At 65.4% G+C, this 23,025-nt stretch carries 20 protein-coding genes; 11 read left to right on the top strand and 9 right to left on the bottom strand.

Annotation, left to right across the window (positions count from 1 at the left end):
- Positions 1 to 8: 8 nt before the first annotated feature.
- Positions 9 to 1,052, top strand: a complete 1,044-nt coding sequence (locus U1737_RS15925; protein ID WP_332797439.1) for an acyltransferase family protein — start codon at positions 9 to 11, stop codon at positions 1,050 to 1,052.
- 73 nt (positions 1,053 to 1,125) lie between these two features.
- Here the strand turns inward: U1737_RS15925 and U1737_RS15930 are convergent, their stop codons facing one another.
- Positions 1,126 to 1,689, bottom strand: a complete 564-nt coding sequence (locus tag U1737_RS15930; RefSeq protein ID WP_332797440.1) for a type 1 glutamine amidotransferase domain-containing protein — start codon at positions 1,687 to 1,689, stop codon at positions 1,126 to 1,128.
- A 63-nt stretch (positions 1,690 to 1,752) separates the two neighbouring features.
- Between U1737_RS15930 and U1737_RS15935 the strand changes: the two genes are divergently transcribed.
- The 5 genes from U1737_RS15935 to U1737_RS15955 all read left to right on the top strand — a co-directional run bounded on the left by U1737_RS15935 (position 1,753) and on the right by U1737_RS15955 (position 6,789).
- Positions 1,753 to 2,808, top strand: coding sequence for a DNA topoisomerase IB (locus U1737_RS15935; protein WP_503676867.1), 1,056 nt, complete (start codon positions 1,753 to 1,755; stop codon positions 2,806 to 2,808).
- An 11-nt stretch (positions 2,809 to 2,819) separates the two neighbouring features.
- Positions 2,820 to 3,986 (top strand): mechanosensitive ion channel family protein, encoded by a 1,167-nt coding sequence (locus U1737_RS15940; RefSeq protein ID WP_332797441.1) that lies wholly within the window; start codon positions 2,820 to 2,822, stop codon positions 3,984 to 3,986.
- Between the two features lie 154 nt (positions 3,987 to 4,140).
- On the top strand, positions 4,141 to 4,575 hold the full coding sequence (locus U1737_RS15945) for a MaoC family dehydratase (protein ID WP_248521501.1): 435 nt from the start codon (positions 4,141 to 4,143) through the stop codon (positions 4,573 to 4,575).
- Positions 4,576 to 4,714: 139 nt separating this feature from the next.
- Positions 4,715 to 5,893, top strand: a complete 1,179-nt coding sequence (locus U1737_RS15950) for an acetyl-CoA C-acyltransferase (protein WP_248521329.1) — start codon at positions 4,715 to 4,717, stop codon at positions 5,891 to 5,893.
- A gap of 398 nt (positions 5,894 to 6,291) precedes the next feature.
- Positions 6,292 to 6,789: a pyridoxamine 5'-phosphate oxidase family protein gene (locus U1737_RS15955; RefSeq protein WP_132738710.1), complete on the top strand. Its 498-nt coding sequence runs from the start codon at positions 6,292 to 6,294 to the stop codon at positions 6,787 to 6,789.
- 150 nt (positions 6,790 to 6,939) lie between these two features.
- Here U1737_RS15955 and U1737_RS15960 read toward each other — a convergent pair whose 3' ends face one another.
- Positions 6,940 to 8,172, bottom strand: a complete 1,233-nt coding sequence (locus tag U1737_RS15960) for a polyhydroxyalkanoate depolymerase (protein ID WP_332797443.1) — start codon at positions 8,170 to 8,172, stop codon at positions 6,940 to 6,942.
- 151 nt (positions 8,173 to 8,323) lie between these two features.
- On the opposite strand from U1737_RS15960, the gene U1737_RS15965 reads away from it, so the two are divergent.
- Positions 8,324 to 10,099 (top strand): ABC transporter transmembrane domain-containing protein, encoded by a 1,776-nt coding sequence (locus tag U1737_RS15965; protein ID WP_332797444.1) that lies wholly within the window; start codon positions 8,324 to 8,326, stop codon positions 10,097 to 10,099.
- Between the two features lie 233 nt (positions 10,100 to 10,332).
- On the opposite strand, the gene U1737_RS15970 is transcribed toward U1737_RS15965, so the two are convergent.
- A complete protein-coding gene (locus U1737_RS15970; protein ID WP_332797445.1) occupies positions 10,333 to 10,671 on the bottom strand; it encodes a TfoX/Sxy family protein in 339 nt (112 codons plus the stop codon).
- Positions 10,672 to 10,779: 108 nt separating this feature from the next.
- Between U1737_RS15970 and U1737_RS15975 the strand changes: the two genes are divergently transcribed.
- Entirely contained in the window at positions 10,780 to 11,937 is a 1,158-nt protein-coding gene (locus tag U1737_RS15975) for a saccharopine dehydrogenase family protein (protein ID WP_332797446.1), read from the top strand.
- A gap of 161 nt (positions 11,938 to 12,098) precedes the next feature.
- Here the strand turns inward: U1737_RS15975 and U1737_RS15980 are convergent, their stop codons facing one another.
- Together U1737_RS15980 and U1737_RS15985 are read right to left on the bottom strand one after the other, a co-directional pair.
- Complete coding sequence (locus U1737_RS15980; RefSeq protein ID WP_332797447.1) at positions 12,099 to 12,395, bottom strand: hypothetical protein; 297 nt, start codon at positions 12,393 to 12,395, stop codon at positions 12,099 to 12,101.
- 54 nt (positions 12,396 to 12,449) lie between these two features.
- On the bottom strand, positions 12,450 to 14,810 hold the full coding sequence (locus U1737_RS15985; protein ID WP_332797448.1) for a ribonuclease R family protein: 2,361 nt from the start codon (positions 14,808 to 14,810) through the stop codon (positions 12,450 to 12,452).
- A 52-nt stretch (positions 14,811 to 14,862) separates the two neighbouring features.
- On the opposite strand from U1737_RS15985, the gene glpD reads away from it, so the two are divergent.
- Together glpD and U1737_RS15995 are read left to right on the top strand one after the other, a co-directional pair.
- Entirely contained in the window at positions 14,863 to 16,338 is a 1,476-nt protein-coding gene (gene glpD / locus U1737_RS15990; protein ID WP_332797449.1) for a glycerol-3-phosphate dehydrogenase, read from the top strand.
- 64 nt (positions 16,339 to 16,402) lie between these two features.
- Positions 16,403 to 16,666, top strand: coding sequence for a hypothetical protein (locus U1737_RS15995; protein ID WP_332797450.1), 264 nt, complete (start codon positions 16,403 to 16,405; stop codon positions 16,664 to 16,666).
- Positions 16,667 to 16,825: 159 nt separating this feature from the next.
- On the opposite strand, the gene U1737_RS16000 is transcribed toward U1737_RS15995, so the two are convergent.
- From U1737_RS16000 to U1737_RS16015, 4 genes are all read right to left on the bottom strand, one after another.
- Entirely contained in the window at positions 16,826 to 17,545 is a 720-nt protein-coding gene (locus tag U1737_RS16000) for an SPOR domain-containing protein (RefSeq protein WP_332797451.1), read from the bottom strand.
- A complete protein-coding gene (argS, locus tag U1737_RS16005) occupies positions 17,545 to 19,269 on the bottom strand; it encodes an arginine--tRNA ligase (protein ID WP_332797452.1) in 1,725 nt (574 codons plus the stop codon). The genes U1737_RS16000 and argS overlap by 1 nt, the downstream gene beginning before the upstream one ends.
- A gap of 406 nt (positions 19,270 to 19,675) precedes the next feature.
- A complete protein-coding gene (locus U1737_RS16010) occupies positions 19,676 to 20,830 on the bottom strand; it encodes a DUF1501 domain-containing protein (protein ID WP_332797453.1) in 1,155 nt (384 codons plus the stop codon).
- A gap of 2 nt (positions 20,831 to 20,832) precedes the next feature.
- Positions 20,833 to 22,371, bottom strand: coding sequence for a DUF1800 domain-containing protein (locus tag U1737_RS16015; protein ID WP_332797454.1), 1,539 nt, complete (start codon positions 22,369 to 22,371; stop codon positions 20,833 to 20,835).
- A 217-nt stretch (positions 22,372 to 22,588) separates the two neighbouring features.
- Between U1737_RS16015 and U1737_RS16020 the strand changes: the two genes are divergently transcribed.
- Positions 22,589 to 22,882, top strand: a complete 294-nt coding sequence (locus U1737_RS16020; RefSeq protein WP_332797455.1) for a hypothetical protein — start codon at positions 22,589 to 22,591, stop codon at positions 22,880 to 22,882.
- Positions 22,883 to 23,025 lie beyond the last annotated feature (143 nt).

The following is a 23,025-nucleotide window of genomic DNA, read 5'->3' on the forward strand; positions in this document are numbered from 1 at the left end:
GCGCTCCGGTGCACGAACTCCGCGCACTGACCGGCGTGCGCGGGATCGCGGCGTGGTTCGTCGTGTTCTACCACATCCGCCTGTCGATCGCGGGTTTGCCGACGGGCCTGCGCGACTTCTTCGCCAAGGGCTATCTCGCGGTCGACTTCTTCTTCCTGCTGTCCGGGTTCGTGATCTGGCTGACATGGTCCGGCCGTATCCGTACCGGCGGCATGACGAGTATCCCCCGCTTCCTGCAAAAGCGCATCGCCCGGATCTGGCCGCTGCATCTGGTAACACTCGGCAGTGCGGTCGCCTTGGCACTAATGTTGCGCGCAACCGGCCGTAGCGATCCGCAATTCGTGTTCCCCGAACTGCCGCTGCACATTCTCCTACTGCAGAACTGGGGCTTCACGCATCATCTCGCCTGGAACGATCCCGCCTGGTCGATCAGCGCGGAGCTGGGGGCGTATCTGCTGTTTCCGGTGCTGGTGATAGCGGTCGACTGGCGACGTCTGCCAAGCCTCGCGCTGCTGTCGATCGCGGCTGTGCTGCTGATCGGCCTGTATCTGGCGATGGGCGCCCCCACGCTGGGCATCGACATTCCGCGCTACGGCCTGCTGCGCTGTCTGGTCGAGTTTACCACCGGCAGCATCGTCTGCGCGTTATGGCTACGGTGGAGGGGTACGCTGGCACCGATATACGCCGCGGTAGCAATCTTGGTGCTGGTCGCGCTGTGGCGCATCGGCGCACCGGAAACGCTGGTCGTCCCTGCGCTCTTCGCCGTCGCGCTCCTGCTGCTCGCACTGACTGCGGGGCGGGATCACAATCCGTTCGAGACGGGCTTGGTCCATTATCTCGGCGAGATCAGCTACGCGACCTATCTCAGCCACTTCATCCTGTGGAAAGCGTTCAAGCTCGCCTTCGTCAACGACGCGACCGCCGTGTCGCCCGCCAAGATCGCGCTGTACCTCGCGATGGTCCTGCTGGCCTCGATAGCGCTCTATCACCTGATAGAACGCCCCGCCCAACGCTGGCTCAACGGGCTCCCCTCCCGCCCGCGGGAGGGATAGGGGGAGGGGCGGCCGTAAAGGTCAGCGCCCGTTCCCCTCCCCTAACCCCTCCAGCAAGCGGAAGGGGAACAGCTCAGTCGACCGGCTCGTCGGCCAGCTCTTCCTCCAGCGCCGCGATGATTGCCTTGTTGAACGCGGGGATATCGTCCGGCTTGCGGCTGGTGATCAAATTGCCGTCGACCACGACCTCCTCGTCCACCACATCCGCGCCCGCATTCTCCAGGTCCGTCCGGATCGACGGGAAGCTCGTCACGCGACGACCGTCGATCACGTCCGCCTCGGCCAGCAGCCACGGCGCATGGCAGATCGCGGCGATGATCTTGCCGTCCTCCATGAACTCGGTGATGATCTCGATCGCGCGCTCCTGCTGGCGCATCGTGTCCGGGTTGGCGACGCCGCCCGGCAGCACCAGCGCGTCGTAATCGTCGGTATCGACCTCGTCGAGCGTCAGGTCGGGCGTCGCGGTCTCGGCCTTGTTGATGTCGCCCTTCATGCCCTGAATGGGGTCCATCTTGATCGAGGCAAGCTGCACCTTCGCGCCCGCCGCCTCCAGCGCCTTCCTCGGTTCGAACAGTTCGACGGTCTCGAAACCATCGGCAGCGAGCATCAATACGCGAGCTTGGGAAAGATCGGTCATGTCATGTCTCCAGTGAAATCCCGTGCCCCCTCAACCCCGCGTCGCGCGGGTCGTTCCGGAACGATGCGTCCCCCCGAACATTTCGAGACCGGAAGGACCAGCGCATTGCCCACCAAGATCGTGTATTCCGACGACTCCAAGCCCGGCATCACCCGCAAGAAGATGCGGAACGGCTGGGGCTATTGGGATACCAGGGGCGAGCGCATCACCGACCGCGACGAGATCGACCGGCTGAACGCGATCGGCCTGCCCCCCGCTTACGGCGACGCGTGGTTCTGCCCCAAGCCCAATGGCCATATCCAGGCGATCGGCTGGGACGAGAAGGGCCGCAAGCAATACCGGTATCACGCCGGCTTCCGTGAAGCGCAGGAAGCCGCCAAATACGAGCGTTGCGCCGATTTCGGCCACGCCCTCCCCAAGATCCGCAAGGCGGTCGAAGCCGACCTGCGCAAACGCTCGCTGACCCGCGAACGCGCGGTCGCCGCCGTCATCCGCCTGCTCGACGGCGGCCATATCCGCATCGGCAACGAAGCCTATGCCGAAGCGAACGAGAGCTTCGGCGCGACCACGTTGCGCAAGCGCCACGGCGAGGTGAAGGGCGCAACGCTCAAGCTTCAGTACAAGGGCAAGTCCGGCAAGATGCGGACGCTCAGGATCACCGACCGCTCGCTCAGCAGCTTCGTCAAAAAATGCCAGGACCTCGACGAACAGCATCTGTTCGCATGGCTCGACGACGCGGGCGTCGCGCACCCGGTCACCTCGACCGACGTCAACTGCTACATCCGCGACGTCACCGGCACCGACTTCACCGCCAAGAACTTCCGCACCTGGGCCGCCAGCGTCGCCGCGTTCGAGGCGCTAGCCTCGGCCGAACGCGACCTCAGCCTCAAGGCGATGCTCGAACCCGTCGTCGCCCGCCTCGGCAACACCCACGCGATTGCGCGGAAAAGTTATGTTCACCCGTCGCTCATCGCGCTGGTAAAGACCGGCCAGTCGACCTTCCGCAAGGCCCTCCGCCTCCCCCGCGCCAAGCGCTACATGAGCCGCGAGGAATGTGGCCTGATCACCTTCCTCGAAACCGGCACGCCCGCCGTTGCAACGATCGCAAAAGCGGCCTGACGAGTATCTCCATGACCAATACCACTGCCGCCGCCAAGCAACCGATCTTCGACGCAAGCGACGTTGGCGATCACGCCCAGGGCTTCGTCACCGCCAGCATCGCCTGGGTCCAGGCCTATTGGCTCCAGATCCTGATCGCATTCGGGATCGGTGCGGTCATCGTCCTCGTCCTCCACACCGCGCGCCGCTTCGGCAGCAAGCTCTGCGAACGGCCGCGCGCGCTGAACGGCTGGGGGCTGGTCGTCGGCAAGGCGATCGCACGGACCGGCAATTTCTTCATCGTCATGCTCGCCGCGAAACTCGTCTCCGGCTATTCCGCCGCCCCCGGCGAGGTATCGAAGACGATCGACTTCCTCTTCACCGTCGCCGCCGTCATGCAGGCCGCCGTCTGGGTCCGCGAGATCATCCTCGGCGCGATCGAACACCGCACGCAGTCCGAGCATTATTCGGGTGAAGCCCTGCTATCGGCGATGGGCCTGATCCGCCTGCTCGTCACGTTCGTGGTGTTCGCGGTCGCGCTGGTGGTGGTGCTCGACAATCTCGGCGTCAACGTCACTGGCCTGGTGGCTGGTCTCGGCGTCGGCGGCATCGCGATCGGCTTAGCGGCGCAGGGCATCTTCGCCGACCTGTTCGCCGCGCTAGCGATCATCTTCGACCGCCCGTTCCGCCGCGGCGACTCGATCAGCTACGACACCGCATCGGGCAGCGTCGAGGCGATCGGCCTCAAATCGACGCGCATCCGCGGGATCGACGGCGAGGAGCGCGTGATCTCGAACAAGAACCTCCTCAACAAGGAGATCCTCAACAACACGCAACGCAACCACCGCCGCGCGAAGTTCCTCATCGGCGTCACCTATTCGACGCCCCCCGAAGTCTGTTCGCGTATCCCCGCGATGCTGAAGGAGATCGTCGAAGCCAACGACAAGATCTTCACCCGCGCCGGCTTCACCGGCTTCGGCGCATCGAGCCTTGATTTCGAGGTCCAGTTCGACAGCAAGGGTCCGGATTATGCGAGCTTCTACGACGGCCGCACCGCGGTCGGCATCGCGATCCTGAAGCGCTTCAACGACGAAAAAATCGAGATCGCCTTCCCGACCCAGGTCAACATGATGGCGGCGCCGGATGGCTCGGTGGTCATGCCGTATCCCGAAGGTGGGCCGGCGCGCGCTGAAGTTTAGAATATCGGGTTCGCACCTGCGTCTTAGCAGATACGGGTTTTTCCACTTTTAGGTTGGTCGAGGCTTGCAGGAGCCTTGCTGACGCGTTTAGAGACGCACTAGCGTTCAGCGCCAACCAGAGAGGAACCCCGTGGCAACGATCACCACCGCCCAGATGCAGGCCCGTATCGGCACGGAAACCGTCTCCGACTGGGTCGAGGTGACGCAGGCCATGATCGACAAGTTCGCCGACGCGACGGGCGACCACCAGTTCATCCATATCGATCCTGCACGTGCGGCGCAGACCCCGTTCGGCGGCACGATCGCGCACGGCTTCCTGACGCTGTCGCTGATGCCGCTATTGTCGTCGAAGGTGCCCGATGCGCCGACCATCGAGGGTGCCAAGATGGGCGTCAATTACGGCGGCAACTCGGTCCGCTTCCTGACCCCCGTCCGCTCCGGCTCGAAGGTCCGCGGCCGGTTCAAGCTACTCTCGTTCGACGAAAAGCGCCCCGGCCAGTGGCAGCAGACCAACGCCTTCTCCGTCGAGATCGAAGGCCAGGAAAAGCCCGCGCTGATCGCCGAATGGATCAGCCAGGTCTTCGTTTAATCACCAGCAACCAGACCCCATCAACCAAAGTCGTCATACCAGCGCACGCTGGTATCTCCCCGTTGGAGCCACGTCGCTCACCAACTGGAAGACCCCAGCTTTCGCTGGGGTGACGGGCAAATCCCTTAGGAGCCACCTCATGCGTTCAGCCGTCATCGTTTCCACCGCCCGCACGCCCATCGGCCGCGCCTATCGCGGCGGCTTCAACAACACCCCCGCCCCCACTTTGGCGGCGCATTCGATCAAGGCCGCGGTCGAGCGTGCCGGCATCGACGGCGCCGAAGTCGACGACGTCGTCTTCGGCTGCGCGCTCCAGCAGGGTCACCAGGCCGGCAACATCGCCCGCACCTCGCTGCTCCGCGCCGGGCTGCCGGTGACCGTCTCGGGCATGTCGGTCGACCGCCAGTGCGCGTCGGGCCTGATGGCGATCGCCACCGCCGCCAAGCAGATCATCACCGACAACATGGAAATCACGATCGGCGGCGGCGTCGAGAGCATCAGCCTCGTCCAGACCCCGCAGATGCGCGTCGCGCCCGATCCCCAGCTGATCGCGATGCACAAGGACGTCTACATGCCGATGCTGCAGACCGCCGAAGTCGTCGCCAAGCGCTACGGCATCAGCCGCGACGCGATGGACGCCTACGCGCTCCAGTCGCAGCAGCGCACCGCCGCCGCGCAGGCCGCCGGCTATTTCGACGCGGAGATCATCCCCGTCGACGCCAACATGGCCATCGTCGACAAGGCGACCAAGGAAGTCACGTACAAGGACGTGACGATCACCAAGGACGAGGGCAACCGCGCCGACACCACACTGGAGGGTCTCCAGTCGCTCAAAGCCGTAATGGGCCCCGACTTCACGATCACCGCGGGCAACGCGTCGCAGCTGTCGGACGGCTCGTCGTCGTCGGTGCTGATGGAAGAAAAGATCGCCTCCCAGCGCGGTCTCCAGCCGCTCGGTCGCTATGTCGGCATGGCGGTCGGCGGCACCGAGCCCGACGAGATGGGCATCGGCCCGGTCGTGGCGATCCCCAAGCTGCTGAAGCGCTTCGGCCTGAAGATGGACGATGTCGGCCTGTGGGAACTGAACGAGGCGTTCGCGGTGCAGGTACTCTACTGCCGCGACCATCTCGGCATCCCCGACGAGCTGCTCAACGTCAGCGGCGGCGCGATCTCGATCGGCCACCCCTACGGCATGACCGGCGCGCGCGCGACCGGCCACGCGCTGATCGAAGGCAAGCGTCGCGGCGCGAAGTATGTCGTCGTCACGATGTGCGTCGGCGGCGGCATGGGCGCAGCCGGGTTGTTCGAAGTACTGTGAACTTGAAAGATATCCGCTGAAGGGATATTTAGTCTTTGGCGAAGGACATTCTCGCCTTTCTGTGTGAGCCCCGGTCGTGCTAGCGGCTGGGGCTCAATACGTTTGGGACCCGACTGCTAGATCGAGCCCCACCCGTGTGCTTATCCTCTACGTGCCACTTCGATGATCTTCACGACCAAGGTCGCGAAGGCAAAGAGCACGCCTAGTATCAGACACAGATCGACAAGAGACATTCTCGATCCTTTCGTGTTCGGCAGCAGAACTGCTGCCGTCGTCACCTTGGCGCTTCGCACGCGCTTTCTCCAAGCGGCATCACGTGTGTCGACTCGACCGCTCCGCGCAACCAACCTCCGCCCCACCCGTTCTCACAGGCAATCCAAGCCACTAGGAGAATGACGATGGCCGACAAGGATACCCCACAGGAAGTCGCAGCGAAGTTCATCGACAAGCTGAAGGCCAGTCCGTTCGTGATGATCGGCCTGCACGATGGCCAGCATTCGGGAAGCCAGCATTCCGAGCCGATGACCGCGCAGATCGACGACGATCAGCCCAACACGCTGTTCTTCTTCGCCGGCCGCGACAATCGTATCGCCAAGGGCGGCGCGGCAATGGCGCAGTTCGTCGGCAAGGGTCATGATTTCTTCGCCTGCATGTCCGGCGACGTCTCGACCTCGAACGACCGCACGCAGATCGACAAGCTCTGGAACAACCAGGTCGAGGCGTGGTTTCCGGGCGGCAAGGAAGACCCGAACCTCACGCTGCTGCGCTTCGACATCGACAGCGCTGAGCTCTGGGAAACCGACATCTCGATCGGCGGCCGCCTCAAGATGCTGTTCGGCGGCACGATCCAGTCGGACGAATCGAGCAGCCACGCAGTGGTGAACTCGATCGCATAAGACCGGCGGGGAGGGGGTGTAAAACTACCGCCCCCTCCCCTCCGTCATCCCAGCGAAAGCTGGGATCTCCCGGTTTGAGACTCAACGCAAACCAACGAGGAGACCCCAGCTTTCGCTGGGGTGACGGACTATTGAAACAGACTAAAAGCCCTACCCATTCGCGGTGATGAACTCCTCCACCGCCGGCGCAATCTTATCCCGCCAGCGCGATCCATTGAAGATCCCGTAATGGCCGGCACCCTCAGCCATCAAATAGCGCTTCTTGTCGTCAGGTAACGCGGTCGCCAGCGTCAGCGCAGCCTTGGTCTGCCCCAATCCCGAGATATCATCACGCTCCCCCTCGACCGCGAGCAGCCCGATGTCCGTGATCGCCGCCGGATCGACCAGCCGCCCGCGATGCGTCATGATCCCCCGCGGCAAGGCATGGTTCTGGAACACCACATCGATCGTCTGGAGGTAGAATTCCGCGGTCATATCGCAGACCGAGCGGTATTCCTCGTAGAAATCCTGGCTCTGCGATGCGCTCGCGCCGTCGCCCTGGACGAGGTGCTTATACATCTCCCAATGCGAAACCATGTGGTTGCCAAGGTTCATCGACATGAAGCCGGCAAGTTGCAGGAACCCCGGATACACCTTCCGCCCTGCACCCGGATAATTACCCGGCACCGTCGCAATGACGTTCTGCTCGAACCACGCGTGCGGCCGCTCGGTTGCCAGCGTGTTGACCGCGGTCGGCGCCTCACGCGTATCCACCGGACCGCCCATCATCGTCAGCGTCTTCGGTCGACACGGATTATTATCCGCACTCATAAGCGCAACGGTCGCATAACACGGCACCGAAGGCTGACAGACCGCGAGCATGTGCGTGCCCCCCTGCCCCTCGTTCGGACCGATCTGCTCGAGAAACGCGATCAGATAATCGATATAGTCGTCGAGATCGAAACGCCCCGCCGACACCGGCACGCTGCGCGCATCACGCCAGTCGGTGATGTAGACGTCCGCAAACGGCAGCATCCGCTCGACCGTGCCGCGCAGCAGAGTCGCGTAATGCCCCGACATCGGCGCGACAATCAGCAGCTTCGGACCGCCCTCGACACCCTCCCGCACGAAGCGCTTCAGCTGCCCGAAATCCTTCCGCAGTACGATCTCCTCGCGTACCGCGACCTCGCGGCCGTCGATCGTCGTCGAGTCGAGCCCGAAGGCAGGCTTTCCGCGAGTCGCATTCGCGTGTGCGAACACCTCCAACGCCGATCCGATGACTGCACCACCGCCCAAATAGGAGAACGGGTTTGCCGGATGACTGAGCATTTCCGCACCGAAACTCGCCATTTTGCTGGCGCCCGACAACATCGATCGTTGGAATTCGTAAGCATCGTAGAGCATGCGGTATCCTTTGCCCTAATATGGGCTGCCGAAGTGGTAACGCAAATCCGCTGCGGCGCAATGCGGCATTCCAAGGACGGCCCCAGCGGATCTCACGCCCGATCGCCCGGTTGTCGTTGAGCGCCACCCCCGCCACTGCTAGGTCCCGCGCATGGCCAAGCCGATACCCGAAGAAAAGACGTCCCGCCGGATCGGCGATCTCGCGATGGTGTGGCGTCACGCCGCGAATTATCCACGCCAAATCGCCTTCGCCGGGCTCGCATTGCTAACGACGTCGGCCGCCACGATCGGCATCCCGTACGGGTTCAAGCGCGTGATCGATCGCGGCTTTGGCCCCGGCGAGGGCGGATCGGTCGCCAACTCGTTCCACTATCTGCTGATGATCGTCGTCGTGCTCGCACTCGCGACCGCGGTGCGCTTCTATTACGTCTCGTGGCTCGGCGAGCGCGTCGTCGCGGACATTCGCACCAACGTGCAACGCCATCTGCTCCGCCTGACGCCGCGCTTCTTCGAGGAGAACCGCCCGTCCGAGATCGCCTCGCGCCTCACCTCGGACACCGCGCTGATCGAGCAGGTCGTCGGCAGCACGGTGTCGATCGCGCTGCGCAACACTTTCACCGGCATCGGCGGGCTGATCTACCTGTTCGCGATCTCGCCCAAGCTCGCGGGCATGCTGATGATCGGCATCCCGCTGATCATCCTGCCGATCGCGCTGCTCGGCAAACGCGTCCGCAATTACTCGCGCACCTCGCAGGACCGTGTCGCCGATGTCGGTTCGATCGCCACCGAGACGCTCGGCGCGATGAAAGTGGTCCAGGCATTCGGCCAGGAGGACCGCGAGGCGATCCGCTTCTCGGACGCGGTTGCCGCGACGTTTGCCGCGGCACGGGCGCGGATCCTGTTGCGTGCCGTGATGACCGCGATCGTGATCGGGCTCGTGTTCGGCTCGATCACGCTCGTCCTGTGGGAAGGGGCTATCGACGTCGCGGCAGGGCGGATCAGCGGCGGTGCGATCGCCGCGTTCGTGCTGACGGGCGGCATCGTCGCAGGCGCGTTCGGCGCTTTGACCGAGGTCTATGGCGATTTGTTGCGCGGTGCCGGTGCCGCCGGGCGGCTATCCGAACTGCTCCGCGAAAAGCCCGAGATCGCCGCACCCGCCAACCCGGCCGCGCTACCTCAGCCGCCCCGTGGCGCGCTCGCGTTCGAGAATGTGCAGTTCCACTATCCGACACGCCGCGACGTCGCCGCACTCAACGGCTTCTCGCTCGACGTGAAGCCGGGCGAGACGGTCGCGGTCGTCGGTCCCTCGGGTGCGGGCAAGACCACGTTGTTTCAGTTGGTCCAGCGCTTCTACGATCCAGACGCCGGCCGCGTGACGCTCGACGGGATCGATCTGCGCGACGCCGACCCGGCGGAGGTCCGCGCGCGGATCGCAATGGTGCCGCAGGAGACGATCATCTTCGGCGCGTCGGCCCGCGACAATCTGCGTTACGGCGACTGGTCCGCAACCGACGACCAGCTCTGGGCCGCCGCCGAAGCCGCCAACGCCGCCGAGTTTCTGCGCAAACTGCCTGAGGGGTTGGAGACGTTCCTCGGCGAAGGCGGCGCACGGCTGTCTGGCGGCCAGCGCCAGCGCGTCACGATCGCCCGCGCGCTCCTCCGCGATGCGCCGATCCTGCTGCTCGACGAGGCCACGAGTGCGCTCGATGCCGAGAGCGAGCGGCTGGTGCAGGAAGCGCTCGAACGGCTGATGGCGAACCGCACCACGCTGGTCATCGCACACCGCCTAGCCACCGTGCGCGCAGCCGAGCGGATCATCGTGATGACCGACGGCCAGATCGTCGAGGAAGGCTCGCACGGATCGCTGATGACCAACAGCGGACTCTACGCGCGACTGGCGAGCCTGCAGTTCAACGAGGCGGCATAGGGGCGATCGAGATTTAGCGGCTTGATCAGACGCTACGGTAAAACCGTTCCGTCACGGACATCGTTCGAACGACAGTCCGCTCTTCCCTGTTCTCCCGCAAATGCGGGAGCCCAGTCTGGATCCCCGCCTTCGCGGGGAAACATGCTTGCTCCGATGTCCGCTCCGCAAACCAGAATATCTCGGTGCTATAGTACCGTGCCGGCTTGCCGGGTCTAAACAAAACGCCGAGCGTCCTAGCCCTTCTTGGCCTTCGCCTTCTTCGGCTTCGGCACAGGCAATTCCGCGGCTGAGATGCGGACGAGGTCGGCCAGCCAGTCGGCATCGTCCCAGCGATCCGCATCTATCAGCAGGCACGGCTTCGCGCCCGGATAGGGCGCACCTTCGTCGATTGCTCCCGCAAACGCCCGCCCTCCCGGAGTCGGCTTCACGAACAGCTGGTCGTCGCAGATCAAGCCGACCATCTTGCCATCGCAATAGAGCCCGTATTCGCCGAACATCGGCTTTGCGGAGACCTCCCCCGCCGCGGCGAGCTGGTCGACGATGAACGCGACGGTTTTGCGATCGGATGCCATCTGCCGATGCTGGCAGATCGGCGGGCCGATGGCGAGCCACGCCGACGACGGTGTTTAGCTTGCGACGTCGCGCCCACGCGCGCAAACTCGGCGAAACAGGAGACGGACATGCGTGACTTCGACATCATCGTGTACGGCGCGACCGGGTTCACCGGACGGCTGGTTGCCGAATATCTCGTCCAAACGTACCCGACCGGCGTCCGCTGGGCGATGGCAGGCCGCTCGCTGGCGAAGCTCCAGGAAGTCCGCAACCTGATAGGTGCACCCGCCGATACGGCGCTCATCACCGCCGACTCGGACGATCCCGCCAGCCTTCGTGCAATGGCGGAGCGCGCCACCGTCGTCATCTCGACGGTCGGTCCGTACCAGCTGTACGGCTCGGACCTCGTCGCCGCCTGCGCCGCGACCGGCACCGGCTATGTCGACCTCTGCGGCGAGCCCGCCTGGATGCGCCACATGATCGACGCGCATGAGGGCGAAGCCACGCGAACCGGCGCACGGATCGTGTTCTCGTGCGGGTTCGACAGCATCCCGTTCGATCTCGGCGTGCTGACGTTGCAGGACGCCGCGAAGACAAAATACGGCATCCCAGCGCCCCGCGTGAAAGGTCGCGTGCGGAAAATGCAGGGGACGTTCTCGGGCGGCACCGCGGCTAGCCTCAAGGCGACGCTCGCCGCCGCCGCGCGCGATCCCGGCATCGTCAAGCTGCTGACCAGCCCGTTCGCGCTCACCCCCGGTTTCAGCGGCCCGCATCAGTCGACCGGGCTGATCCCCGAATACGACACGACCATCTCGGCCTGGGTCGCGCCGTTCGTCATGGCGCCAATCAATACCAAGAACGTCCATCGCACCAATTTCCTGCTCGGCGAGGCGTATGGCGCGGACTTCGTCTATGACGAGATGATGGTCGCAGGGCTCGGCGATCTCGGCAAGGTCGCGGCGGAGGCGATCGCGAAGTTCAATCCGTTCTCGAGCGACAAGGGGCCGAAGCTCGGCGAAGGGCCATCGAAGGAAGAGCGCGATGCCGGGCATTACGACCTGCTGTTCGTCGGTATCATGCCCGATGGGAAGCGGATCGATACGGTCGTCACCGGCGATCGCGATCCCGGCTATGGCTCGACCAGCAAGATGATCGCGGAGGCCGCGCTGTGCCTCGTGCAGGACGTGCAGGGCGATGGCGGTATCTGGACGCCGGGCGCGTTGATGGGGGCAAAACTGCGCGATCGGCTGGTGGCGAAGGCAGGACTGAGCTTCACGGTCGGATGATGTGAAGCGAGATCGCAATCTCGCAACAGCGACCCTTTTTTCTCCCGCGAAGGCGGGAGCCCAGTCTGGATCCCCGCCTTCGCGGGGAAACAATCAGTTCAGAAACCCGCCGGCTGCGGAAAAATCCAGCCGCTGACCATTGCACACTCACGAAACCAGCGTCACTCGGCTAGCACGAACACCGTCGCTGCGGCAGCGGCACTGGCGACTAGGCCCGACGTCGCCGCAATCGCTGCGGCCCGCTTGCGCACCGCACCGCGAAACGCGCCGAGCCTGCCTGCATCGAGATGATAGCGCCCCGCGCCGTCGTCGACGATCGCGCCATAGCCGCACAAGCGTCGAAACGTCCGCGGGTCAGCCGCTTCATAGGCAATCGCGCGCGCAGCCGTCGTGGCCTTCGCTGCGACGAAATCATTGACGATCCGCCGCCGCGACCGGCCTGACCTAAGTCCCCACATACTTGTCTCCCCCCCGGGTAAGACGTCGCATACCGCGGGGTGTTTGCGCAAATCCTAACGCCGCTTGCCCTGATGGCGGATGTTCGCCGGACGCCCCCGCCGCTTGATCTCGCGCACCGGCTTGCGTCCGCCGCGCATGGGAGGGGCGGCCCCCTTCCCCTCGGGCATCTCAAAGCGTAGCGCCCCCGACACCGGGTTTGCCTCCGCCAACCGCAGTTCCAGCGTCTGGCCCTGCGCGAAGACGTCGCCGCTATGCTCGCCGGTCAGCGTCCGCGCGCCCTCGTCGAAGCGGAAATACTCGCCGCCCAGATCGCGCACCGGCATCAGGCCGTCGCCGCCGATCCCCTCGACCGTCGCGAAGAAGCCGAAATTGGTCACGCCGGTGATCCGTACGTCCATCACCTGGCCGACGCGCTCGGAGAGGAACGCCGCGACATAGCGATCGGTGGTGTCGCGCTCCGCCTCCATTGCGCGGCGTTCGAGCCGGCTGATGATCTCTCCGACCGACTCCATGTTCACCGCGTCGTCCGCCGGCAACCCGCCCTCGCCGAGGCCGTAAGCGGACACCAGCGAGCGATGGACGAGCAGATCGGCATAGCGCCGGATCGGCGAGGTGAAGTGCGCGTAACTGCCGAGGCTCAGCCCGAAATGCCCGTGATTGCCGGGCGCGTAATAGGCCTGGGTCTGCGTGCGAAGGATCTGCTCCATTACCTGCGGACGGAAGTCCGCATCGCCGATCCGCTCGATGATGTGGTTGAACGTTGCTGGCCGCACGACCTGCCCGAGCGCGAACGGCACGTCGAACGTCTCGAGATATTCCTTCAGCGCCGCCAACTTCTCGCGGCTCGGCGGCTCGTGGATTCGGTACATCACCGGCGCCTTCTTCGCCTCCAGCGCCTTGGCGGCGGCGACGTTGGCAGCGATCATGTAATCCTCGATCAACCGGTGTGCGTCGAGCCGTTCGCGCGGCGATACGGACATGATCCGGCCCTTCTCGTCGAGCACGACACGGCGCTCGGGGAGGTCGAGATCGAGCGGCGCCCGCGCGTCACGCGCCTTCGCGAGCGCATGCCAGCAGGCCCAGAGGGGGACGAGCGATGCAACCACACGCCCGTCATCTACCCGGCCGTCATTCCAGCGAAAGCTGGGATTTCCTTCCGCGAGGGCGTCCTCTGTGGAGGGAGACCCCAGCTTTCGCTGGGGTGACGGGCTGGGGCTGTCGGACGAGATAGATCCGTCGGACAGGAGGGCATCGTTCGAGGCCATCCCGTCGATGATCGCCTGCGCCTCTTCATACGCCAGGTTCGCCGCGATCCGCACCACCGCGCGCGTAAAGCGCCAAGATTTGAGCGAACCATCCTTGCCGATCCGCAAATGGCACGCGAGCGCGGCACGATCCGCGCCTTCCTTCAGCGAACACACCTCCGCCGACAGGATCTCGGGCAACATTGGCACGACGCGATCGGGGAAATACACCGAGTTCCCGCGCCGCCGCGCCTCGCGGTCGACCTCGGACTTGGGCCGCACGTAGAAGCTGACATCGGCGATCGCGACGATCGCCTTCCATCCGCCAGCGTTCGCAGGATCGTCATCGGCCTCCGCCCACACCGCATCGTCGTGATCGCGCGCATCCTCAGGGTCGATCGCGACGATCGGCAGGTCGCGCAGGTCCTCGCGCCCCTCCCCCAGCGGCAACTTCGAAACCCGCTCAGCCTCGTCGAGTGCCTCTTGCGAGAACACGTCCGGAATGCCGAGCTTGTGGATCGCGATCAGCGAGAAGCTGCGCGCCGCAAACGGATCGCCCAGCTTCGACACGACGCGCGCGGCGATCTTCGGCGGCTTGCCCGTGAGTTCCGCCAATACGAGATCACCCGGCGCCGCGCCGCCCGCATCCGCCACCGCGAATTCGCGCCGCTCGCGCTTGTCGACCCCCGTCAGCCACAACCGCCCGGCCTCTTCGCGCAACACGCCGAGCACCTGTTCGGAGGCAGGCGCGAGCACCTTCATCGGATGCGCGATCCAGCCGTTTCCAGCTTCCTCGGTCCGCGCCAAGATCCGCTCGCCAACCCCGAGCGCCCCACGTTTCCGCTCGCGCACGCGCAACCGCGGCGGCGGGATGCCCTCGGCCTCCCAGCGCTCGGGCACCGCCCAGACATTGCCGCCGTCATCGACGTCCGCGATCCGCAGCACCGTCACCTTAGGGATGCCACCCATCTTGTGGAACGCGCGACCGGGGGCGCTGTCGATCAGCCCCTCGTCGGCCATGTCCTTCAACAGCGCCTTTAGCCCGATCTTGTCCTGCGCGCTGAGCCCGAAGCCCTTGGCGATCTCGCGCTTGCCCGCGGGCACGTCGGAATTGGCGATGAAGTCAAGGATCTGCTCGCGCGTCGGAAGACCGGCTTTTGGTTTGTACATGGGCTAGAGATAGGCGGTAGGCCCGCCATTACCAAACGGCTAAGCTGCTCGCATGACGCAAAGTTACGACCTTCTGATCGTCGGCGGCGGGATCAACGGCGCCGCGATCGCCCGCGAGGCTGCGCTGAACGGCCTGTCGGTGCTGCTGGTGGAGAAAGGCGACCTCGCCGGCGCAACCTCGTCCGCATCGACCAAGCTGATCCATGGCGGCCTGCGCTACCTCGAATATTACGACTTCAAGCTGGTCGCCGAGGCACTGCGCGAACGCGAACGCCTGGTGAAGGCCGCGCCGCACATCATCCGCCCGATGCGCTTCGTCCTGCCGCACGAGAACGCGGTGCGCCCCTGGTGGATGGTCCGGCTCGGCCTGTACCTCTACGATTGGCTCGGCGGCCGGATGACGCTGAAGCGGTCCCGTGGCCTGCGCAAGAGCGACACCGCCTATACCGCCCCCCTCAAGAACGGCGCGCGCGGCTTCGTCTATTCCGATGCGTTCGTCGACGATTCCCGGCTCACGGTATTGAACGCGGTGGACGCGCACGACAACGGCGCCGAAATCGCAGTTCGCACCGAACTCGTCACCGCACGCCGCGACGGCGCACTTTGGCGCGCAAAGCTGTCGGACGATCGCGACGTCACCGCCCGCGCGCTGGTCAACGCCGCCGGGCCGTGGGTCGCAGACCTACTCGGGCGGCTCGGGATCAACGCCAGCGCTGGCGTCCGGCTGGTCAAGGGCAGCCACATCGTCGTGCCCAAGCTGTACGAGGGCGACCACGCCTATATCCTGCAGCTCGCCGACCGCCGCATCGTCTTCGCGATCCCGTATCAGGGCCAAACCGAAATCGGGACGACCGACATCCCTGTCGATCGCCCGGAGGACGCGGTGACCGACGCGGGCGAGATCGCGTATCTCTGCGACGCTGCGAACCAGCATTTCATCCGTCAGATCACCCCCGCCGACGTCACCTCGACCTGGTCCGGCGTGCGGCCGCTATACGATGACGGTGCGAGCGAGGCGAAGGCCGTAACGCGCGACTATGTCCTCGAACTCGATACCCTTGGCGACACCGGCGCAGCGCCCTTGCTGTCGGTGTTCGGCGGTAAGATCACGACCGCGCGCCATCTTGCCGAGGAAGCCATGGAAAAGATCGCGCCAGCGCTTGGCGAAGCGGTCCGTCCTATGACCCGGAGCCGGCCTTTCCCTGGCGGGGCAATCCCGCCTTTTCCTATCTACCTCGCGCAGGTCCGAGCCCGGTGGCCGTTCCTCGGCGATGCCCGCAGCGCGCGGATGGCACGTGCGTATGGCGCGTTGCTCGACCAGATGCTGGCGGACGTCACCGACGCCGCAGGACTCGGTGCAGACCTTGGTAATGGCCTGACGGAGATCGAGGCACGCTGGATGCACGATCGCGAATGGGCGAGGATACCCGAAGATGCATTAATGCGCCGCAGCAAAATTGGACTGAGGATGAGCACAGCACAGAACCAGGCCTTCGACCTCTGGTGGCAGGGGATTTACCCAGCGTAGATCTTACAGCTTGCTTGTTGGCCCATTCGGCATATCCTCGGTTTACCGTGAGAGGAGACCCCTAATGGCAACGTACCCAGACCTCCAAACTGATCCCGACGACAAAAATCTGGTCATCTTGCAAAGCCTGATTTGCCTGTTGCGCGAAAAGAACGTCCTGTCCCGCGCGGATATTGAGGAGCTTTGCGACACAGTGAGTCGCCGTGCCAGCGATCACGCCAGCGACCCGCTGCCCTGCCAGATGAACGGTGCCCGCGCCGCCGCAGCCGAAGTTGCGCAAATCGGTGATTACATCGGACGGAAATACGGTGGAAAGCACCGCCGCTAGACCTCGCAGCTAGATTTGGGGACACCGGTCCCGGATCGAGGCGACAAGCTCTAAGGTAGCGTGCGGACGCAGCGGCCAGTGCTGTTGAAGGTCGTGTGGACCGCTGTGTAATCCGGCTTTATCGGTGGGACCGCACGATATGCGGCCCCACCGCCTCGATCAACTTGCTACGAAGCACGTCTCGCCGGCAACGCGCAACCGACCACAGATGTCCGCCGCCTGGTTCGCACTCCCGGCATTCACGCGCAGGCGATACAAGGTGCGTCCGCCCGTCGCGACCGGCTGGACCGAGTTGCCGAGTGCCGCGATATACGAAAAGCGCTTCGAGAAATTCGTCCAAGCCGCGTTCGCGACGGCCTCGCTCGGATAGGCGCCGAGCTGAACCAGCGAGCCACCCGTCGCCGCATTCGCGTTGCCCGAGCGTGACGGCGCCATCGGTGCGGCAGCGACCAGACGGCCGCTCGAGGCCGGCACTTGTGCGACGGCGTTGCGACCTGCCGCGTCGGAGGTCTTGGCCGCCACCGCACGCTTGCCGTCGACGGGCACTTCCGGCACGCCGCGCAGGTCGATCGCGCCATTGCCCGATTTGCCCGCGCTCGTCGCGATTGCCGAGTCGCCCTCGCCCTTGACCTTCAGACCGCCGGCGTCGTCGGGCTTGACCTTGTAATCGCCCTCCTGCGCGGCGATCAGCTGGCCCTCGCCCGTAGGTGTGCGCTGTTGCAGCTTGTAGATGCCGAAGATGATCGCCGCGAGCACCGCCAGGCCGAGTACGACCAGCGCGATCACGCGGCCGATGCCGACCGTATCCTGCTCGTCCGGCTCGACGGTTTCGAGCCAGGGGAGCCGGTCTTCCTCGCGCAGATCCATGTCTTCGGCCATCACTTCATCTCCGAAACCGCTTCGACACCCATGATGGCGAGGCCATTATGAATAATCTGCCCTATAGCGGATGCCAAGAAAAGCCGTGCGGCGGTGGCCTGCGGATCCTCGATCACCAGGAAACGGCGATCGGGACGGTCGTTGCCGACATTCCACAGCGCATGGAACGCCGCCGCCAAGTCATAGAGATAGAACGCGATTCTATGTGGCTCGCGCGCCGTGGAGGCGATCTCGACGAGCCGTGGAAACTGCGCCGCGAGCTGCACGAGCGCAAGTTCGTCCGTATCAAGCCGGGACAAATCGGCCGCAATCGGCGTAATTTCCGCCTCTTCCGCGCGCCGATGGAGGGATGCGATGCGGGCATGCGCGTACTGGACGTAGAAAACCGGGTTGTCCTTCGATGCCTCGACCACCTTGGCAAAGTCGAAATCCATCTGTGCATCGGACCGCCGCGTCAGCATCGTGAAGCGTACGACGTCCTTGCCGACCTCGCGCACGACGTCGGCCAGCGTGACGAAATTGCCCGAGCGCTTCGACATCTTCACCGGCTCGCCGTTGCGCAGCAGCCGGACCATCTGGACCAGCTTCACGTCGAACCGCGTCTTGCCGCCGGTCAGCGCCGCCACCGCCGCGACGATCCGCTTCACGGTGCCGCCATGATCCGCGCCCCAGATGTCGATCAGCTGGTCGGCGCTCTGGCTCTTCTGGAAATGATAGGCGAGATCGGCGCCGAAATAAGTCCACGATCCGTTCGACTTCTTGATCGGGCGATCCTGGTCGTCGCCGAACTGCGTCGAGCGGAACAGCGGCAGCTCGACCGGCTCCCAATCGTCCGGCGTCTCGCCCTTCGGCGCTTCGAGCACACCGTCATAGACAAGATCGCGCGACCGCAGCTCCGCCTCGGCCGCTTCGGGCTTCTTTGCGGCTTGAAGCTCGGCTTCTGACGAGAACACCTCGTGTTCGATCCCGAGCAGCGCGAGATCGGCGCGGATCATCACCATCATCGCGGCGACGGCCTGGGTGCGGAAGGTGGCAAGCCATTCGCCCTCGGGCGCGCCGACGTAGCGGTCGCCGAACTCCTTCGCGAGCGACTGGCCGACGGGGACGAGATAGTCGCCGGGATACAGACCCTCGGGAATCTCGACGGTCTCGCCGAGCGCCTCGCGGTAGCGCAGGTGGACCGAGCGCGCGAGCACGTCGACCTGGCCGCCGGCGTCGTTGACGTAATATTCGCGGATCACCCGGTGCCCGGCGAATTCGAGCAGGCTGGCCAGTGCATCGCCGACCACTGCACCACGGCAATGCCCCATGTGCATCGGTCCGGTCGGGTTGGCCGAGACATACTCGATGTTGACGGTAATCCCCGCGCCTTGCGTCGACCGGCCGTAATCGGCGCCCGCCTCGGGGATCGCCGCGAGTTCGGCGCGCCAAGCGTCGTCGGTCAGCTTCATGTTGATGAAGCCCGGCCCGGCGACGCTCGCCGACGCGACGTCCTCAAGCTTCGACAGCTCGGCGACCAGCGCATCGGCGAGCACGCGCGGATTGGTCTTGGCGGGCTTGGCCAGCACCATCGCGGCGTTGGTCGCGAGATCGCCGTGGCTCGTGTCGCGCGGCGGCTCGACCGTCACGTTCTTGCGGTCGAGCCCCGTCGGCAGCGTCCCCGCCGCGGTCAGCGTGTCGAGCGCCGCATCGATATGCGCGGCGAAACGGGCGTAGAGCGTCATGGCAATTCCGGTATCACAAGGAAGCGCGCGCTCTAGACCATAGCAGCACGGCGCTCAATTTTAATCCCGTCAGAGAGGCTGGTTGATACGTGTCGACTAGTCCCAGCGTCATTCCCGCGGAGGCGGGAACCCATATTGGCTGGCCTCGCGGTAAATTACGGCTGTTTCGAAGATATGGACCCCCGCCTCCGCGGGGATGACGGGCGAGACGGTCCCCCCGCTTAGCCCGCCACTCCCCGTCATCCTGACGAAAGTCAGGACCCAGGGTTACAAAGGACGACGCTTGTTACTCTGGGTCCTGACTTTCGTCAGGATGACGGACTTGGTGAAGGTCACGGGCATGTCGTCAAAAACACGCCGCCGAACGGCGGCCCCGCCCGGAAACATCTAAAGACCATCCCCACCTTCAAATCCGCACCAGACCCTCGACCGCGGCCGTCGTCGCGCTCGCCGGGAACAGCGCCGCCATCGCCCTTGCCGGCTCGATGCCGAAATGCGACGACACCGCCCCGCCGATGAACGCATCCAGCTGCATCGTCGGCTTCAGATCGCGCGCCTCGTACAACGCGCCGGGAGCCAGCCCCGGCCAGTCCGACACGACCCGCCCGCCCTTCACCGCGCCCCCGAACAGCATCGCCGCCGTGCCCGTGCCATGATCGGTGCCGCCGGTGCCGTTGACCGCAACGGTCCGCCCGAACTCGGTCGCCACCAACACCATCGTGTCCGCCCATAACGGCCCCAGCCCCGCCTGCAGCGAAGCGACCATCGCATCGAGGCCCTTCAACTGCGCCGCCAGCCGCCCGCGCTGCCCCGTATGCGTATCCCAGCCACCCGTCTCGATCATCGCGATCCGCGCACCATTGTCGGGCTTTAGCAACCGTGCGGCGAGCGCGCCGGTCGCGGCGGCGTTGCGGCCACCGTCCTGACCGAGATCGCTGGTCAGCTGGCGCGTCGCCATCGCCTCGCTCCACAGCGCGTGCAATTGCCGGTCGCCGTCGTACAGCATCGCCACCCGCTGCAGCAGGTCGTCCGACGCATTCGGCAGGTTCGACGGCGCGTAGGACGCCACCTCACGCCGGCCGCGAAGCGCCATCGGCACGGTCGCCGCCACCGCGATCGCGCGCGCCTCGTCTGCGGGCAGCACGCCGAGCAGCCGGTTCAGCCACCCGTCGCGCACCTGGTACGCGCTCACGCCCCCGGTCTCGAGCACGTTCTGCCCGTCGAAATGCGATCGATCGCGATAGGGCGAGGCGATCGCGTGCGCGAACAGCGCCTGCCCCTGTTTGTAGAGACCCGCGCTCGCCGTCATCGCCGGATGCAACGCGAACATGCCGTCGAGCTTCTTGCCGGTGGCGAAGTCGGCCGCGAGATCACCCCTGACCCCGGCGAATGCGGGATCGCCGACCGCACCGATCGTGCCGAGCCCATCCGCAGCCCCGCGCTGGATCACGAACACGAACCGCTTGTTGGTCGCGGCCCGCGCGAAGGCGATGCGCGGTGCGAAGGCGGACGCCAGCACGCCGAGCGTACCGGTCGAGAGGAAGGAACGACGGTCGAGCATGACTATCTCCGCATGGATTCGGGGGCGACGAGCAGCAACGCAAGCCCCTGCGCCGGACTATCTGCGCGGGCGATTGCCTGCGTGGTGGCAGGACTGACCGACGCCGGGAACAGCGTCGGCGCCAGCGCACGGGCATCGACCGGCCCGGCACGCGCGGCAAACCGCTCCGCCGCCTCCACGCGGCGCAGGATCGCGTCAGGTCCGGCCCAGGCCGCAGCGATATCGTCGTAGCCGACCGGTTGCCCCGGCTTCCACACCGGCTGGCCGAGCTGGTTCATCATGCCCACCGTCAGCCCCGGCTGGACCATCGTCGTACCGAGCGCGCGCTGCGTCGAGACATACCATTCCCACGGCGATTTGAATTTGACGGGCTGCGTCACCCACGCTTCCGGCGATGCGACCAGCGCGCGATAGACTATGGGCAGGTCACCGCCCGACTCGAGGAACGCGGCCTGGAGTCGCTTCACCATCGCCGGCGGGGGCGTATCGCCGGCGAAGTGCCGCGCGAGCTTGGTCGCGATGTGGGCCGCGGTCGCCGGGTGGACCGCAAGATCGGCCAGCACCGCCTGCGCCTGCGCCTCGCCTGCCGCGGGATAGCGCTTGCCCATCACGGTCCGGTCGCCCGGCTGATGCACGTCGGCGAGGAAGACGAACGCGCCCGGCCGAGCATCGTCCTGCCGGCGATCGTCCTGCGTGCGCGCACCGGGCCCGCGACCGATCCCCGCGACCGTCCAGCCGGTCATCGCCCGCGCGAATTCGGTGACATCGGCCTGGGTGTACCCGCTGCGGACGCCGAGCGTGTGCAACTCCATGATTTCACGCGCGAGATTTTCGTTGAGACCGGTGCGTCGCCTGGGTCGGTGCGCGGCGAACGGACTGTCGGGGCCGACCGATACCGCCTGATCGAGATACAGCAGCATCGCCGGATGACGCTCGACCGCGTTCAGCATGTCTGCGAAATTGCCGAGGACGTGCGGGCGGATCGCCTCGAACTCCATCGGCCCGGCGAGCCCGGTGACTTCGAGCTTGTCGGTGGAAACCGCGAAATGGTTCGCCCAGAAATGCACGAGCCGCTCGACGAACGGCGCATCGCTCGTCAGCGCGGCGATCGTCCGGGCCGCAACCGCGCCACCGTAATCGTCGCGACTCTGCTTGCCGGCGAGTTGCCGCGCGGCGCGCCGGGCCGCTTCGCCAGGATTGTCTGTGGCTGGACCGGGCATGGCGGGCGGGGCCATCGTGGCTGGCATGGCGGGTGCCGCCATCGGCGTAGAGGTGCCCGGCCCGTTCATCGACGCCGCTTCGCCCGGCGCCGGTTTCGGCCTACGAGGTCCGAACTCCGCCCTGATCATCCTCTGCTGCGCAAAATACGTCGCCAGGGTCGCCGAAACGCTCGACGTCGACGGCGCGCTGGCGATCGCCGCGGGCCGGGCGTCGAAGCGCTCGCATTGCGCCAGCACCCATTTCGCCGGATCGCCCGAAACGCCGTCACCGGGCCTCGCTCCAAGGCCGAACCGATTGAGCGCGATACTGGAAGCAGACACGATCCCTCTCCTTCGCGTCGGCTATGCGCCTGAGATGTCGCGGAACTATGTCACCACTGCGGTTCACCGCATCGTCAGGGCGCTACATCGTTGCAGCGCACGCAAGCGTGATCGCCGGCTTTGCAATTGCGACTTATGCTGCAGCGCAATATTTACCCGACTCGAGAGTTGGGAGAGGACCTGATCCGGCTCGACGCACAACGCGGGAGACACGATCATGCGCACTAGTTTCAAGATCATCGCAGCAGCAGCAGCCGCCCTCACCTCGACGATCGGCATGGCCGCAGAGTCCAAGCAGAGCTTCGTCCATGAGGGCAGCACCTATGTCTACACCTCGACCCAGGACGGTGGCCGCCAGGTCATCGACGGCCGTCGCTACCCGTCGGGCCAGAAGTTCCACCTGATCGTCCGCGGCGATCGCGTATCGGGTGTGTCGGGCGGCGTCCCGGTCGCATTCAAGACCGTCGAAGCCACTGGCGCAGCCGGCGGCATCGCTTCGGTCACGCGCTAAACGTCGCTAACATCGACGATGGTACAATCGGTGGTCGGACCACGGTCCGGCCGCCGATTTGCGTTAGAGCCGCCACTTATCCGCAATCCTCCCCCGCCAGGGGGAGGTGGCGCGAAGCGACGGAGGGGGCGGACACGGAACCT

The organism is Sphingomonas fucosidasi, assembly GCF_036663855.1.
In the GTDB taxonomy this organism is placed as follows: domain Bacteria; phylum Pseudomonadota; class Alphaproteobacteria; order Sphingomonadales; family Sphingomonadaceae; genus Sphingomonas; species Sphingomonas faeni_B.